The sequence below is a fragment of the Pseudomonas sp. LABIM340 genome (assembly GCF_040017195.2).
Classification (GTDB): domain Bacteria; phylum Pseudomonadota; class Gammaproteobacteria; order Pseudomonadales; family Pseudomonadaceae; genus Pseudomonas.
Genome location: NZ_CM200227.1, coordinates 1,655,238 through 1,670,364, shown reverse-complemented (window position 1 = coordinate 1,670,364; position 15,127 = coordinate 1,655,238). Strand labels below are relative to the sequence as shown.

The 15,127-nt window shown below is 66.6% G+C and carries 16 protein-coding genes; 7 read left to right on the top strand and 9 right to left on the bottom strand.

All coding sequences use genetic code 11. The features are described 5' to 3' along the window. Positions 1–107 precede the first annotated feature (107 nt). Together ABKS89_RS07900 and ABKS89_RS07895 are read right to left on the bottom strand one after the other, a co-directional pair. Entirely contained in the window at positions 108–416 is a 309-nt protein-coding gene (locus ABKS89_RS07900) for a transcriptional repressor (RefSeq protein ID WP_138212576.1), read from the bottom strand. An 8-nt stretch (positions 417–424) separates the two neighbouring features. Continuing rightward, positions 425–1,045 carry a hypothetical protein gene (locus ABKS89_RS07895; protein WP_138212575.1) on the bottom strand — a complete coding sequence of 207 codons (621 nt, stop codon included), beginning with the start codon at positions 1,043–1,045 and terminating at the stop codon, positions 425–427. A gap of 306 nt (positions 1,046–1,351) precedes the next feature. On the opposite strand from ABKS89_RS07895, the gene ABKS89_RS07890 reads away from it, so the two are divergent. Genes ABKS89_RS07890 through ABKS89_RS07880 form a run of 3 tightly spaced genes read left to right on the top strand, consistent with a single transcriptional unit; the run spans position 1,352 to position 3,374 of the window. Then, positions 1,352–2,536, top strand: coding sequence for a PepSY-associated TM helix domain-containing protein (locus tag ABKS89_RS07890; RefSeq protein ID WP_138212574.1), 1,185 nt, complete (start codon positions 1,352–1,354; stop codon positions 2,534–2,536). After that, complete coding sequence (locus ABKS89_RS07885) at positions 2,533–3,057, top strand: PA2404 family protein (RefSeq protein ID WP_348587793.1); 525 nt, start codon at positions 2,533–2,535, stop codon at positions 3,055–3,057. The genes ABKS89_RS07890 and ABKS89_RS07885 overlap by 4 nt, the downstream gene beginning before the upstream one ends. Further along, positions 3,054–3,374, top strand: a complete 321-nt coding sequence (locus ABKS89_RS07880) for a hypothetical protein (protein WP_348587794.1) — start codon at positions 3,054–3,056, stop codon at positions 3,372–3,374. Before ABKS89_RS07885 ends, ABKS89_RS07880 begins: the two co-directional genes overlap by 4 nt. A 95-nt stretch (positions 3,375–3,469) precedes the next feature. On the opposite strand, the gene recJ is transcribed toward ABKS89_RS07880, so the two are convergent. The 3 genes from recJ to ABKS89_RS07865 form a co-directional block, all read right to left on the bottom strand. After that, a complete protein-coding gene (gene recJ, locus ABKS89_RS07875) occupies positions 3,470–5,185 on the bottom strand; it encodes a single-stranded-DNA-specific exonuclease RecJ (protein WP_138212571.1) in 1,716 nt (571 codons plus the stop codon). A gap of 67 nt (positions 5,186–5,252) precedes the next feature. After that, positions 5,253–5,792: a YaeQ family protein gene (locus tag ABKS89_RS07870; protein WP_045209899.1), complete on the bottom strand. Its 540-nt coding sequence runs from the start codon at positions 5,790–5,792 to the stop codon at positions 5,253–5,255. A gap of 61 nt (positions 5,793–5,853) precedes the next feature. Beyond that, positions 5,854–7,032 carry a GGDEF domain-containing protein gene (locus ABKS89_RS07865; protein ID WP_138212570.1) on the bottom strand — a complete coding sequence of 393 codons (1,179 nt, stop codon included), beginning with the start codon at positions 7,030–7,032 and terminating at the stop codon, positions 5,854–5,856. A gap of 260 nt (positions 7,033–7,292) precedes the next feature. Between ABKS89_RS07865 and ABKS89_RS07860 the strand changes: the two genes are divergently transcribed. Further along, positions 7,293–8,492: a CaiB/BaiF CoA transferase family protein gene (locus ABKS89_RS07860; protein WP_348587795.1), complete on the top strand. Its 1,200-nt coding sequence runs from the start codon at positions 7,293–7,295 to the stop codon at positions 8,490–8,492. 73 nt (positions 8,493–8,565) lie between these two features. On the opposite strand, the gene ABKS89_RS07855 is transcribed toward ABKS89_RS07860, so the two are convergent. Then, on the bottom strand, positions 8,566–9,252 hold the full coding sequence (locus ABKS89_RS07855; protein ID WP_138212568.1) for a GntR family transcriptional regulator: 687 nt from the start codon (positions 9,250–9,252) through the stop codon (positions 8,566–8,568). Positions 9,253–9,324: 72 nt separating this feature from the next. Continuing rightward, positions 9,325–10,059: an SDR family NAD(P)-dependent oxidoreductase gene (locus ABKS89_RS07850; protein ID WP_045209895.1), complete on the bottom strand. Its 735-nt coding sequence runs from the start codon at positions 10,057–10,059 to the stop codon at positions 9,325–9,327. A gap of 333 nt (positions 10,060–10,392) precedes the next feature. Between ABKS89_RS07850 and ABKS89_RS07845 the strand changes: the two genes are divergently transcribed. From ABKS89_RS07845 to ABKS89_RS07835, 3 genes are all read left to right on the top strand, one after another. Beyond that, complete coding sequence (locus tag ABKS89_RS07845; protein ID WP_151186205.1) at positions 10,393–11,421, top strand: ABC transporter substrate-binding protein; 1,029 nt, start codon at positions 10,393–10,395, stop codon at positions 11,419–11,421. A gap of 154 nt (positions 11,422–11,575) precedes the next feature. After that, positions 11,576–12,664, top strand: a complete 1,089-nt coding sequence (locus ABKS89_RS07840) for a phosphotransferase (protein ID WP_348587796.1) — start codon at positions 11,576–11,578, stop codon at positions 12,662–12,664. Further along, positions 12,661–13,983: an aspartate aminotransferase family protein gene (locus ABKS89_RS07835; RefSeq protein WP_348587797.1), complete on the top strand. Its 1,323-nt coding sequence runs from the start codon at positions 12,661–12,663 to the stop codon at positions 13,981–13,983. Before ABKS89_RS07840 ends, ABKS89_RS07835 begins: the two co-directional genes overlap by 4 nt. Positions 13,984–14,060: 77 nt before the next feature. Here the strand turns inward: ABKS89_RS07835 and ABKS89_RS07830 are convergent, their stop codons facing one another. Beyond that, a complete protein-coding gene (locus ABKS89_RS07830) occupies positions 14,061–14,519 on the bottom strand; it encodes a sn-glycerol-3-phosphate transporter (RefSeq protein ID WP_138212564.1) in 459 nt (152 codons plus the stop codon). Between the two features lie 14 nt (positions 14,520–14,533). Next, a complete protein-coding gene (locus ABKS89_RS07825) occupies positions 14,534–14,998 on the bottom strand; it encodes an outer membrane lipoprotein (RefSeq protein ID WP_138212563.1) in 465 nt (154 codons plus the stop codon). Positions 14,999–15,127: the final 129 nt, after the last annotated feature.

The window sequence follows — 15,127 nt, the reverse complement described above, 5'->3', positions numbered from 1 at the left end:
CGCAGCCGGGCCCCCTGCAACCGGACGGAAACGCCGGCCCCCTTGTAGGAGCGCGCCATGCGCGCGATCGCGGGCATGGCGTGCTCTTACAGGGAGCATCGCCGCTGTCAGTGCAGCTCGTTGGACTTTCCCATGGCGGCCACAGCGCCGGGGGCCAGACTGTAGCGCTTGTTCGTGTCGCGTTCGAGCAGGCCGGAGAGGTGCAGCCGACGCAGGGTCTGGCTGACGCAGCTGAGGGAGATGGGCAGGCCCGGCTCCTCCAGGTAGGCGTGCAGTTCGACCGCGGTCGCCTTGCCGCAGATCACCAACGCATCGAGGATATTCAGCCGTGGCAGGCTGCTGCGCAGGCCGGCGTGCTCCAGCAGTTGGCGGGCCGGGCGCGGCAGACGCGGCTGTGGCGGGGTACTGACCTTCATCGCAACTCTCATGGGCGCACCTCGAAAGACAGTGTGGAAACATGGATCACGCTGTCATAGCGCTTGCCCTCGATGCTGGCGCCGCCATTGACCTGGGCGGAGACCTCCAGCACGTAGCGCGCCGGGAACGGCGTGATCAGGGTCACCGTGCCGTCCGCCGCCGGCTTCAGGCTGCGGGTCCACTGCTCGGAGGTGTACACGTTGACCTGCGAGGCCGGCACCACAGTGCCTTTCCAGTGCAGGGCGAAGGTGTTGCCGCCGGGAGTGGTGGGCACCAGTTCAAGATCATTCTGCGCCCGGGTTTCGGTCCTCCCCTCGCGCGCCTGATAGATGGTCAAAGTGCCACCCTCGGCTCGCTGGGCGGCGACCCGCAGGTCGCCCGCCGAAGCGTTGCCGATCTCGAAGGAATCGATGCCGGCCTGCATTGGCGCGGTCTTGCCCTCACCCAGCACGACGCGGGGGTTCTGCAACTGGGCCACCGGCAGGTGTTCGCCGGGCTGCACTTCGCTGAAATAGCTTTTCGCGCTCTGGCCTGCACTGCGCTCCAGCCACAGGTAGTCCGCGTTGGCCAATGGCGCGCAGCTCAGCGCCAGGGCCAGCAGCACGGGCTGGCGAAGGGAAACGTTCATGCGGGGGATTCTCCTGTCTGGGGCACTACTCGAACGAAACGTCGCTCGCTTCCGTTGCGAATCGATCGCTTTCACATAACAAGACGGATGAGCCGCGAAAAACACGCACAGAAATTGTGTAAAGAAATCGAAAAGGCCGGGAAACCTGCGCCGAAACATTTATTTGCAACTGCACATGGCCGGTTTTTCGATCTCATCCGTCCTTACTCCTAGAACACCGCTGCTCCTTTGGTGTCTTCGCGCCTCGTCGGCCCTGTCCGGCGGGGGGCCTTTTCCTTTGTCCCCTTTTGCGTGGCCGTGATTCCCATGTCCAAGAAATCCCGCTCCAGGCTCTGGTTCCTGGTCCACAGCTGGCTGGCCCTGCCCATCTGGTTCTTCGTCTTCCTGGTGTGCATCACCGGCACCCTGGCCACCGTGAGCCAGGAAATCATCTGGCTCGCCGACCCCTCCGTGCGTGCCAACCCGCCAGACGACGACGCCCAGCGCCTGGGCTACGACCAGGTGCTCGCGGCCATGGCCCAGCAGCAACCGCAGGCCGCCGTGCGCATGATCAGCGCGCCCAGCGAAACGCATTTCGCCCTACGGGTCAGCGTCACCTATCCGGACAGCGCTACCGCCATGCTCTACGTGAATCCCTACACCGGGGTCATCCAGGGCAAGATGCCGCTGTTCGACTTCCGCCAGTTCACCCGCGCGCTGCACGGCTGGTGGCTGGTGCCGTTCAACCATGGCTTCAGCTGGGGCTGGTACCTGGTCTCGCTGCTCGGCCTGCCGATGCTGGCGTCTCTGGTCACCGGGCTGGTGGTGTACAAGCGCTTCTGGCGTGGCTTCCTCAAGCCGACCCTGCGCCTGCGCCAGGGCGCGCGCATCTTCTGGGGCGACATGCACCGGCTGATGGGCATCTGGTCGATCTGGTTCATCGCGGTGATCTCCATCACCGGCACCTGGTTCCTGATCCAGGCGACGCTGTTCGACAACAGCATCTCCATCTCCAGCGAGGGCGTGCCGACCATCATCCAGCGCGACAGCATCCCCGTGAGCGCAGACGGCAAGGCGCCGCCGCGCATCGGCCTGGACGCCGCCGTGCTGGTTGCCCAGCAGCGCATTCCCGGCTTCGAGCCAAACTTCTTCCGCCTGCCCTCCAGCGCCTACGACCCGGTGACCATCTTCGGCAAGGCCTGGTATCCGCTGATGTTCGAAAGCGCCCAGGTGAACCCCTATGACGGCAGCGTGGCCTCGACCCGCCTGCTGGGCGACCGCTCGGGCCTGGAGTTCGTCACCGAGTCCATGCGCCCGCTGCACACCGGCGATTTCGGCGGCGTGTGGGTCAAGCTGATCTGGTTCGTGTTCGGCCTGATCCTCAGCATGATGGTGCTCAGCGGCCTGATGATCTGGAGCAAGCGCACCCTGATCGCCACCGCCAAGGAACTGAAGAAGCAGAAGGCCCGCGAGCGGATCAGCGTCGCAGCCACCCCGGAGGCCAGCCAATGAGCGGCAACAGCAAGCTGCGTCGCCTGTGGCTGCGCTGGCGATTCCACCTCAGTGCCCTGCTGGTGCTGATCCCCCTGGGCTTCATGCCCCACTACTTCCACGAGGCGAAGCTCGACCGCGGCCTGCGCGGGCTTGGCGAACGCGAGATCGGCGCCGTGCAGGTCGGCCCGTGGACCGCGCGCATGGCCGAGTGGGAAGTCGGCGAGCCCGAGGACGAAGGCCGCGCCGGCTTCGTCAAGGCATTCACCCTGGTCTTCTGCGACAGCTGTTATCCACAGGTGAAGGCCGCCTACCTGCGCATCGGCCAACCGCGCAGCCTGCGCGCCGCCGGCGGGCTGTTCGCCGGTGCGCGCCACCAGCAGTTCGCCGAGGTCACGATCCCGACCCGCGTCACCCCGACCGACGAGCTGTGGCTGACCGTGGAAGGCTGGGACGGCGCGGTGCACCAGGCGCAGGTCCCTCTCGACAAGGCCTCGCCCTCGCTGGTGGCCTGGCTGGAAAAGACCCGGAGCAAACAATGAAAGCGATCTTCAAGTACAGCGCCCTGCTGCTCGGCCTGAGCGCCAGCGCCGGCGCCCTCGCCCACGCGCCCTTCTGCGAATGTACGGCGCTGGACGCTGATACCATCCGCTGCATCGGCGGCTTCACCGACGGCAGCGCCGCACCGGGCGTGACCCTGGACGTGATGGGCGCCGACAACCAGATACTGATCCCCGGCAAGCTGGGCGCGGACTCCAGCCTGACCTTCAAGCGCCCGAGCGGGGATTTCTACATTCTCTTCGACGTCGGGCCGGGGTACATGGTCGAGGTCGATCCGAGCGAGATCAAAGGCATCTGACGCGCGTCACCTGTAGGAGCGGGCCTCTTTCTAGAAAGGCGTTGTGGGCGCGATCGCGCCCACGGGGCGCTCCTACAGGGAACTTCGAACGGAACTCAGCGCGGCGCGATATGCGCCACCATCAACTGCACCGTCTCGTTGCCGCGGAACTCGTTGACGTCCAGCTTGTAGGCCACTTCCGCCCAGCGCACGGTGGGGTTCGGCCAGATTTCGCGGTCGATGTTGAAGGCAATGGCGTCCAGCTGCAGCGAGCCACATTCGGTCTTGAGCACCAGCTTCAGGTGACGCTCGCCAACCACGCGCTGCTGGACGATCTGGAAGATGCCGTGGAACAGCGGCTCGGGGAAATGCTGGCCCCAGGGGCCGGCCTGACGCAGGGCGCGGGCCAGTTCCAGGTGGAACTCCTCGGCACCCAGCTGGCCGTCGGAGAGCAGGCGGCCGGTGAGGTCTTCTTCATCCAGCTGGCGGCGCACTTCGGCGTCGAAAGCGGCGGCGAAGGCACCGAAGTTCTCCTGCGGCAGCGACAGGCCGGCGGCCATGGCGTGGCCGCCGAACTTGCTGATCAGCCCCGAATGACGGGCGGCCACGGCGTCCAGCGCGTCGCGGATATGGAAGCCCGGCACCGAACGCGCCGAGCCCTTGAGCGTGCCGTCGCCGGCATCGGCGAAGGCGATGGTCGGGCGGTGGTAACGCTCCTTCAGCCGCGAAGCGAGGATACCGATCACGCCCTGATGCCATTCCGGGTCGAACAGGCACAGGCCGAAGGGCATCTCCTCCACCGGCAGTTCCTTGAGCTGCGCCAGCGCTTCGCGCTGCATGCCCTGCTCGATGGCCTTGCGGTCCTGGTTGAGCTGGTCGAGCTGCACCGCCATGTCGCGGGCGACGCTTTCGTCCTCGCAGAGCAGCAGCTCGATCCCCAGGGACATGTCGTCCAGGCGGCCGGCGGCGTTCAGACGCGGCCCGAGGATGAAGCCCAGGTCGGTGGAGGTGATCCGCCGGCAATCGCGCCCGGCCACTTCCAGCAGCGCACGCAGGCCCGGACGGGCGCGGCCGGCACGGATGCGCGCGAGGCCCTGGTGCACCAGGATGCGGTTGTTGGCGTCCAGCGGCACCACGTCGGCGACGCTGCCCAGCGACACCAGGTCGAGCAGCTCGGCGAGGTTCGGCTCGGCGATGCCACGCGCGGCGAACCAGCCGCGCTCACGCAGGCGGGCGCGCAGGGCGAGCATCACGTAGAAGATCACGCCGACACCGGCCATGGCCTTGCTGGGGAAATCGCAGCCGGGCTGGTTCGGGTTGACGATGGCGTCGGCAGCGGGCAGTTCCTGCCCCGGCAGGTGGTGGTCGGTGACCAGCACGCGCAGGCCGGCGGCCTTGGCAGCGGCGACGCCGTCGATGCTGGAGATGCCGTTGTCCACGGTAACCAGCAGCTCCGGGCGCTTCTCCAGCGCCACCGCGACGATTTCCGGAGTCAGGCCGTAGCCGTACTCGAAGCGGTTGGGCACCAGGTAATCGACCCAGGCCGCGCCGAGCATGCGCAGCGCCAGCACGCCGACGCTGCTGGCGGTGGCGCCGTCGGCGTCGAAGTCGCCGACGTAGAGAATCCTCTGGCCCTTCTCCAGCGCATCGACCAGCAGTTCCACCGCCGCGTCCACGCCCTTGAGCTGCTGGTACGGGATCAGCCGCGCCAGCCCCTTGTCCAGCTCGGCGGCGCTCTGCACGCCACGGGCGGCGTAGAGACGGGTCAGCAGCGGCGGCAGGTCGCCCAGGTTGGGCAGGGTTGGCGGGAGGGGGCGGGATTCGATGCGCATGGGTGTTCCAGTCGATTCATTCAGGCGCCGATCCCGGCGCCCTGGTTACAGCAGGTACAACGAGCGATCAGCGCTCGCCCATCAGCCACTCCACTTGCAGCTCGTGCTGGCCGCGCTCGTCGGTCACGAAGATGGTTCCTTCGCTGATCATCACGGTCCAGTTGATCGAGCGCGGCAGGTCGCGGGAGATTTCCTCCAGCGCCTCCTGGGGCATGGCGACGACGTTGAGGTTCTTCAGGTGGCGCACGCTGTCGAGCACCTTGGTGGTCCACACGCGCAGGTTGCCGTAGGCGACGAGGGTCAGCTTCTCGCAGCGGCGCGAGCACCAGGTCAGGCGGTCGGCGTCGGGCTGGCCGACTTCGATCCAGTGCAGCACGCGGTCGTCCAGGCTCTTTTCCCAGAGCGAGGGCTCTTCCACGTCCGACAGGCCGCGTCCGAAAGCCAGCTGCTCGTTGTACCAGATGACGTAGGCGAGCAGGCGCACCGCCAGGCGCTCCTCGGTTTCCGAGGGATGGCGGGCGACGGTGAAGCGCAGGGTCTCGTAGACCCCACGGTCGAGGTCGGTCAGGCTGATATCGGCTTTGTAGGGCGTGGCGGACAGGGCCATGGGGGTTCCCGGCGAATTTTCGAAGGCGGCAAGTCTACCGCGAAAGCACGGGCGCCGTGGCTTATGTCCGTGGACGCCGGTCGGCTCCCGGCTCCGGCGCGGCCAGTTCGATGCGATTGCGGCCCTTGGCCTTGGCGGCGTAGAGCGCCTGGTCGGCCAGCGACAGCAGGCGCAGCAGGTCATGCCCGGCCTCGCGCGTGGTGGCGATGCCGATGCTGACGCTGAGCTGGCCCTCGGCCATGAACGGCAGTTCGGCGAACTCTCGGCGCACCCGCTCGGCGACCTGGCAGGCGCCCTCGGTGTCGGCCGCTACCAGCAGGCAGGCGAACTCTTCCCCGCCAATGCGGGCGAACTGGTCGTGCTTGCGCATCCGCGAGGCGGTGATGCGGCTGAACTCCACCAGCACGCGGTCGCCGGCCGGATGGCCAAAGGAATCGTTGAGCCGCTTGAAGTTGTCCAGGTCGCAGAGCAGCAGCGAGGCCTGCTCGCCGCGCTCGACGCACAGGCGCAGCAGGCGCTCGCCGGTCTCCATGAAGGCTCGGCGGTTGCCCACGCCGGTCAGCGGGTCGCTCAGGGCGGCGCTGCGGAACTGCAGCTCGGCGCGCTCCTTGACCATCGCCAGGGTGGCGAAGGCAATACCGATGGCGAACAGCATGGTCTCGAAGACCATGAAGGTGAAGAAGGTCGAGCCCTGGCCATTGTCCGCCACACTCTGGAACGGCATGCCGCGGTCCACCACCAGGCGCACGCCGTAGACCAGGGTGTGGAAGATCAGCAGCGCCAGGGTCGGGCGCAGCTCCACTTCCAGCTTGAGGCGGCTGCGCCAGAGTTCGGCAATGGACGCCAGGCAATAGACGATGGTGATCGCCGTGCTGACCAGCACCCGCGCCGCGAGGGATTCATAGAAGGCCGGGACGAGGCAGAGCACCGCCCAGAACGCCGCACCTGCGCCGATCAACGGCCAGTTCGGCTTGCGTCCGGCAAACACCCGCATGGCCGTCCAGGTCATGGCCGAACACAGGTGCAGGACGACGTTGCCCAGCAGGATTGCCACCCAGTCGATGCCCATGCCGCGCAGGGTGGCGAGCAAGGTGCCAACGGCGCCCAGTAGCAGCGCGGCGCTCATATAGCCCAGGGTGGGGTCGCGGCGGCCGCTGTGCCAGGCGAAAGCCATCAGCACACCGACCAGGGTCAGCACGTAGAGGTCGACGACTACCAGCGTCGGCAGGTTCAACGTCATGCAGCCCCCTCGCCACCCGCCTGCGCGCATTCGTCGGGGAATGCCGCCAGGCCAAAGGGCTGTCTGGAAGTGGGCGAGCGCATCACGGTATACCTGTCCGAAAACCGGCGAGCTGAAGTAAGAAACATCCCTGAATGTCGCTACTCTACGCGCGCCAAAGGTCGGCGCAAAGCACCGTTGCCAGGCGTCTGCCCGGCGGCCTGTTCGAAGCGGTGCACAAGCGTTAGAGTCCGGCGATTCCTCTCTGATCGGACAAACCGATGAACAGCACCGCCAAACCCCTCGCCGGCCTCAAGGTCATCGAACTCGGCACCCTGATCGCCGGCCCCTTCGCCTCGCGCCTGTGCGCGGAATTCGGCGCCGAAGTCATCAAGGTCGAATCGCCCGATGGCGGCGATCCGCTGCGCAAGTGGCGCAAGCTCTACGAGGGCACGTCGCTGTGGTGGTTCGTGCAGGCGCGCAACAAGCGTTCGCTGACCCTGAACCTCAAGCACGAGTCCGGCCGCGAGGTGCTGAAGAAGCTGCTGGCCGAGGCCGACATCCTGATCGAGAACTTCCGCCCCGGCGTGCTGGAGAAGCTCGGCCTGGGCTGGGACGTGATCCACGCGCTGAACCCGAAGCTGGTGATGGTGCGCCTGTCCGGCTTCGGCCAGAGCGGCCCCTACAAGGACCAGCCGGGCTTCGGTGCGGTCGGCGAGTCGATGGGCGGGCTGCGCTATATCACCGGCTTCGAGGACCGCCCCCCGGTACGCACCGGCATCTCCATCGGCGACTCCATCGCCGCGCTGTGGGGCGTGATCGGCGCGCTGATGGCCCTGCGTCATCGCGAGGTGAACGGCGGAGCCGGGCAGGTGGTCGACGTGGCGCTCTACGAAGCGGTGTTCGCCATGATGGAATCCATGGTCCCGGAGTTCGATGTGTTCGGCTTCATCCGCGAACGCACCGGCAACATCATGCCCGGCATCACCCCCTCCTCCGTGCACACCACGGCCGACGGCAGGCACGTGCAGATCGCCGCCAACGGTGACGCCATCTTCCGCCGCTTCATGACCGCCATCGGCCGCCTCGACCTCGCCGAGGACCCGACCCTGGCCAGTAACGACGGCCGCGATGCGCGCCGTGACGAGCTGTACGGCATCATCGACCGCTGGGCGCGCTCCGAATCGCTGGATACCGTGCTCAAGGTGCTCACCGAAGCCGAGGTGCCGGCCAGTCGCATCTTCTCCGCCGAGGACATGTTCAGCGACCCGCAATTCCTCGCGCGGGAGATGTTCCTCTCCGCCAAGCTGCCGGACGGCAAATCCTTCCGCATGCCCGGCATCGTCCCCAAGCTCTCCGACACCCCCGGCAGCGCCGAGTGGATCGGCCCCAAGCTGGGCGAGCATACGGATGAGGTGCTGAGTGGGCTGGGTTACGACGCAGCAGCCATCGCGGCGCTGCGCAAGGATGGGGCGGTCTGACATCCAAACCTGTAGGAGCGTGCCATGCACGCGATCGCGGGCGTGGCCCGCTCCTACAAGTGATCGCGTAAGCTCAGCCCGCTTCCTGCTCCGGCTCTTCGGTCTGGGCGATGAACTCCAACATTTTCTCGCTGCCGTCCAGCAGGTCGGCATGGATCGCCTCGCGGGCGGCGCCGCCGTTACGTTCGCGCAAGGCACGCAGGACATCCCAGTGGTGCTCGATGGCCATGCGTTCGTTGAAGTCGGCGTAGGCCTGGGCGATCAGCGGACCGGTGCGCATCCACAGGCTGTCGAGGAACGCACGCAGCAGCGGCATGCCGGCGATGTCGGCCAGGGCGAAGTGGAAGGCCTGGTTGAGCTTGAGCGCCAATTCCAGGTCATCGGCGTGGATCGCGTCGAGGTTCTCGCGGATGTTGGCTTCCAGCTCGTCCAGCTGCCCGTCGCTCGCGCGCTCGGCCGCGGTCTCGGCGGCCAGACCTTCGAGCGCCACGCGGATGCTGCGGATCTCCAGGTACTGCTCGCGGGTGAGCAGCGGCACACGGATGTCGCGTGGGGTCTTGAGTACCAGCGCCTGTTCCTTGGCCAGTTGCAGGATGGCGTCGCGCACCGGGGTGACGCTGGTGCCCAGCTGCTGGGCCAGGTCGCGAATGCGCAGGCGGTCGTCCGGCTTGAAGCGACCGGTGATCAAAGCCTCGCGCAGCAGCGCGTAGACGCCGCTGCCAAGGTAGGAGTGATTCAGGCCTTCGATCGGGTAGTTCATCGCTTTCTCATCGCGTGCTGCGGCATTTCCGGCGCGCATGATGCGGATTGAGCGCGCTGGATGCCAGCGGGATCACACATGCTGGCCGCCGTTGACGTGGATTTCCGCGCCATTCACGTAGGACGCGCCGCTGGTGCAGAGGAAGTGGATCAGCGAGGCGACCTCCTCCGGCTTGCCCAGGCGGTGCATGGGAATGTCGCGCTCGACGATCAGCTCGGTGCCCGAGGACAGGATGGCCGTATCGATCTCCCCCGGCGCGATGGCGTTGACGCGTACGCCGTGCGGGCCGAAGTCGTGGGCCATCTCGCGGGTCAGCGCCGCCAGCGCGGCCTTCGAGCAAGCGTAGGCGGCACCGGCGAACGGATGCACGCGGGAGCCGGCGATGGAGGTGACGTTGATCACCGAGCCCTTGGCGGCCTTCAGCTCATCGAACAGCCCGCGCGCCAATAGCGCCGTGGAGAACAGGTTGACGTTGAACACCTTGAGCCAGGTGCCGTAGTCGCTGCCCAGCACGCCCAGGCGCTCGCCTTCCGGGCCCTTGGGCGAGATGCCGGCGTTGTTCACCAGCGCATGCAGGGAGCCGCCGAGCTTCTCGCGGATCATCGGCAGGCTGGCCTGGACGCTGTCGATGTCCTCCAGGTCCAGGTGGATGTGGTTGATCAGCCCTTCGGCCCAGGGACATTCGGCGCTCCAGTCCTGGCGCGAGGCGGTGAACACACGCCAGCCGGCGGCGTTGAAGTGCTTCACCGTGGCATGGCCGATGCCGCGGCTGGCGCCGGTGAGCAGCAGGGTGCGGGTCTGGTTCATGGTGCTTCCCTCTCAAGTCTGAGCCGCTGTCTGCGCCACTCATCGGGGCGCGCGATCTGTGAACATCCGTGAAGCGATGGCGCCAATAAAAACATGATGCATCATGTTTTGGAAGGTGTTTTAATCGGCTCAGCTTGGTCCTACAACGAGCTATCCGAACAACAACAAGAAACGGAGCACATTCCCATGATCGACCTCACCAGTTCCGCCCGTTCCTCTCCCTGATGTCCGAGGGCGTATCAGCCGGCCTTTCAGCTTGGCCTGGCGCAGCGCCCCACTCTTGAAGCTGCCCTCTTATTCATGGGCCGGATTGGCCCGCTCAGGAGTCATCGCATGTTCAAGAAAGCCATAGCACTGATGATGCTGGCCGGCGGCGCCGCCCAGCTGCACGCTGAAACACTCACCGTGGTGTCCTTCGGTGGAGACAACAAGGTGGCCCAGGAAAAGGCCTTCTACAAACCCTTCGAGCAACAGGCCAAGGTCACCGTCCAGGGCGCCGAGTACAACGGCGAGATGGCCAAGATCAAGGTCATGGCCGACACCGGCAAGACCAGCTGGGACGTGGTCGAGGTGGAATCCCCGGAACTGATGCGCGGTTGCAGCGAAGGCCTGTTCGAGCAGCTCGACTGGTCGAAGCTGGGCAAGCGCGAAGACTTCCTCGACGCCGCCGTGAGCGACTGCGGCGTGGGCATCTTCATCTGGTCCACGGTGCTCACCTACGACGCCAAGAAGCTCGCCAGCGCCCCCACCGGCTGGGCCGATTTCTGGGACGTGAAGAAATTCCCCGGCAAGCGCGGCCTCCGTCGCGGCGCCAAGTTCACCCTGGAGTTCGCCCTGGAAGCCGACGGCGTGAAACAGGCCGACCTGTACAAGGTGCTGGGCACCAAGGAAGGCGTGGACCGTGCGTTCAAGAAGCTCGACGAGATCAAGCCGTACATCCAGTGGTGGGAAGCCGGTGCGCAACCGCTGCAGTGGCTGGCCGCCGGTGACGTGGTGATGACCAGCGCCTACAACGGCCGCGTCGCCACCGCGCAGAAGGAAGGCCGCGACTTCGCCATGCAGTGGGACGGCAGCATCTACGACCTGGACCACTGGGCCATCGTCAAGGGCAGCCCGAAGAAGGAACTCTCCGAGCAGTTCATCGCGCTGGCCAACAAGCCCGAGCACCAGAAGGTCTTCGCCGAGAACATTCCCTACGGCCCGACCAACAAGAACACCATCCCGCTGATCGACCCGGCCATCGCGCCGAAGCTGCCCACCGCGCCGCAGAACCTGGCAAACGCGCGCGCCATGGACACCGAGTTCTGGATCGACCACGGCGAGGAACTGGAACAACGCTTCAACGCCTGGGCGAGCAAGTAACACCGGCGACTCCCGCCCGACCCCGAGTCGGGCGGGAGCAACCGCCTCGCTGTAACACCGCAAGACCGTTCTACCGCTGAACCCTGCTTGACCCGTTATCTCTGCTGGACCTGTTATCTCTGCTGGACCCGTTATCTCTGCTGGAGAAGTACCCGTGCCCCTCAATACCGCTCCCGTCCACGACCACCTGCTGGAAGCGGCCCCCGCCCAGGTGAGCGACGCCCAGGCCGCTGCGATCGCCGAGGAATACTTCGGCCAGCACGGCACGCTGCACCGCCTCGCCGGCGAGCGCGACCTGAACTTCCACATCGCCCACGGCCATGGCGACGACCGCCTGCTGAAGCTCTCCCACCCGCTGGAAGACCCGCAGGTCGTGGACTTCCAGACCCGCGCCCTGCTCCGCGTCGAAGCGCAGGACCCGACCCTGGCAGTACAGCGCGTCTACCCCTCGCTGAACGGCGAGCACCAGATTCCCCTGGTCGTAGACGGTCAGCCGATGATTGCCCGGCTGTTCTCCTTCGTCGACGGTGTCCCGCTGCATCGCGTCGCGCAACGCAGCCGTGCCCTGCGCGAGAACCTGGGCGACGACCTGGCCCGCCTGGGCCTGGCGCTCAAGGGTTTCGAGCACCCGGCCACCGCCGGCCACGAACTGCTCTGGGACCTCAAGCACGCCTCGCGCCTGCGCAACCTGCTGACTTACATCGAGGACCGCGAGCAACGCGCTCTGGTCGAACGCTTCCTCGACAACTTCGAGCGTCACGCCCTGCCGCGCCAGGCGACGCTGCGCGCCCAGGTCATCCACAACGACCTGAACCCGCACAACGTCATCGTCGACGCGCAGCACCCCGACCAGGTGCGCAACATCCTCGACTTCGGCGACATGGTTCACGCCCCTCTGATCAACGATCTCGGCGTCGCCGCCGCCTACCAGGTGGGCGAGCCGGACGCACCGCTGGCCACCGCCTGCGAGATGATCGCCGCCTACCATCGCCGCTGCCCGCTGCTGGCCGAGGAACAGGAAATCCTCCCCGACCTGATCGCCACGCGGCTGATCATGACCCTGAGCATCACCGCCTGGCGCGCCAGCCTGCACCCCGAGAACCGCGACTACATCCTGCGCAATACCCGCCACGCCTGGCAGAGCCTGCAAGGCCTGGCCGGCCTCAGCCGGGAACAGGCGCAGGAGCAGATCGCCGCCGCCTGCAACCCCTCCAGCGCGAATCAACAGGAGCCCCGCCCATGACCATGCCCAACGGATTCAGCGCCGCCGACGCCGAGCGCCTGAGCGAACAGGAGCGCCGCCTGATCGAACGCCGCGCGCGCCTGCTCGGCCCGGCCTACCGGCTGTTCTACGAGCGCCCGCTGCACACCGTGCGCGGCGAAGGCGTGTGGCTCTACGACAATCAGGGCAACCGCTACCTCGACGCCTACAACAACGTTGCCTCCATCGGCCACTGCCATCCGCGCGTGGTGCAAGCCATCGCCAGCCAGGCGGCAGTGCTGAACACCCACACGCGCTACCTGCAGGAAGGCATCCTCGACTACGCTGAAGACCTGCTCGCCACCTTCCCCGACGGCCTGGACCAGGTGATGTTCACCTGCACCGGCAGCGAGGCGAACGACCTCGCCCTGCGCATCACCCGCCAGTACACCGGTGGCACCGGGGTGATCATCACCCGCTTCGCCTACCACGGCGTCACCGGCAGCATTTCCGAGCTGTCGCCGTCCCTCGGTTCCGGCATCACCCTCCCCGCCCACGCGCGCACCGTGATTGCGCCAGACGCCTACCGGCTGGGTGCGGAAAACGTCGGCAAGCGGTTCGCCGATGACGTGCGCGCCGCCATCGCCGATATGCGCGCCCACGGCATCAAACCCGCCGCACTGCTGCTCGATGGCATCTTCGCCAGCGACGGCGTGCTGGCCGGCCCCGCCGGCTTCCTCGCCGAATCCGTGAAGGTCGCCCAGGACGAAGGCCTGCTCTACATCGCCGACGAAGTGCAAAGCGGCTTCGCCCGCACCGGCGACGCCATGTGGGGCTTCCAGCGCCACGGCGTGCAGCCGGACCTGGTCACCCTCGGCAAACCCATGGGCAACGGCCAGCCCATCGCCGGCGTGGTGGTGCGCCCGGAAATCCTCGAAAGCTTCGGCCGCGAGGTGCGCTACTTCAACACCTTCGGCGGCAACCCGGTGTCCTGCGCCGCGGCCCAGGCAGTGCTCGACGTGATCCGCGACGAGAAACTGCAGGAGCGCTCCCAGCGCATAGGCACCTTCCTCGCCGACGGCATCCGCCAGTTGGCCGAGCGCCATGAACTGATCGGCGACGTACGCGGCGCGGGCCTGTTCCTCGGCGTCGAACTGGTCACCGACCGCGCGTCGAAGTCGCCCGCCGCCAACCAGACCCGCCAGGTGGTCAACAGCATGCGCGAGCGCGGCGTGCTGATCAGCGCCGCCGGGCCACTGGAGAACATCCTGAAGATCCGTCCGCTGCTGGCCTTCGAGCAGGAACATGCCGAGCTGTTCATCGACTGCCTGGACAAGTCGCTGAAGGACGTCACTGCCTGACACTTTCCTCCTTCAGAAACGAAGCGGGCCGCGATGAACACTCATCGCGGCCCGTTGCATTTCGGCTGAAGGAAAAATCAGAAGCGTACGCCGACGTTGACCATCGCGGCGGCGTTGCCCAGTACCACGAGTTCGGCGCCGACCGGCCCGAAGTGCGCGCCGACCGAAGGGATGATCGCCGGCGCCACGCCCAGGTGGTTCAGCGGGATCTTGTCGCGGTACTCGCCGCGATACCCCTGCAGCGCGCCGCCGGTGACCTTGGCGTAGAAAGGCGTGCCTTCCCAGTCGAAGCGCTTGCCGGCGTAGACATAGTTGGAGCGCTGGCTGAAGGAGTTCTTGAAGGTCGCACCGCCCCAGACCACACCATCGGCGCGGTTGCGCTCCAGGCCAATCAGCTCCTGGTGGTTGTTGTGGTCCGGGTCATGGTTCCAGTGGGTGGTGTAGACGCTGGTCTGCAGGTACCAGAAGCCCCCGTCGTCGGCCATGGCTATGCCACAGCCGAGCAGGGCCAGCGCGGCAATCAACAGGCGGCGCATGGGGCGTCCTCCGTTCAGATGGTGACGCGGCTGGCGCCGTTGACGGTCATGATGCGGACGCGATCACCGATGCGGAACTGCTGGTTCGCATCCACCGCCTGGACATAGGCGCGGGTGCCGCCGTCATCCTCGCGGACCACGATTTCCACGCCCTGGGTGCGGGTGATGCCCTCTTCCACCGCCGAGCCCGCCGCGCCGCCCGCGACGCCGCCGAGAATGGTCGTGATGGCCTTGCCGCGACCGCCACCGATGGAGCTGCCGGCGATGCCGCCGACTGCCGCGCCGGCCAGGGTGCCGATGGGCGTCTTGGTGCCTTCGATCTGTACCGGGCGCAGCGATTCGATGGTGCCCATGCGCACGTTCTGCACGGCGCGGGCGTCAGCGCGGGAGTAGGAAGAACCCGACAGGTTGGAAGCGCAGCCGCTCAGCAGAGCGGCGCTGGCAAACAGGGCAGTCAGAAGCAGAGTGGGACGGTTCATGATGTTGACCTCGGAAGGCTCTCAAAAGTGATGGTGAAAGCCTAACGATCGGTCCCTGAACTCCTCCTGAACCCTCTCTGAACCAATGCTGAACGAAGCTGAACGACTGAATGAATTTACTGACAGCTG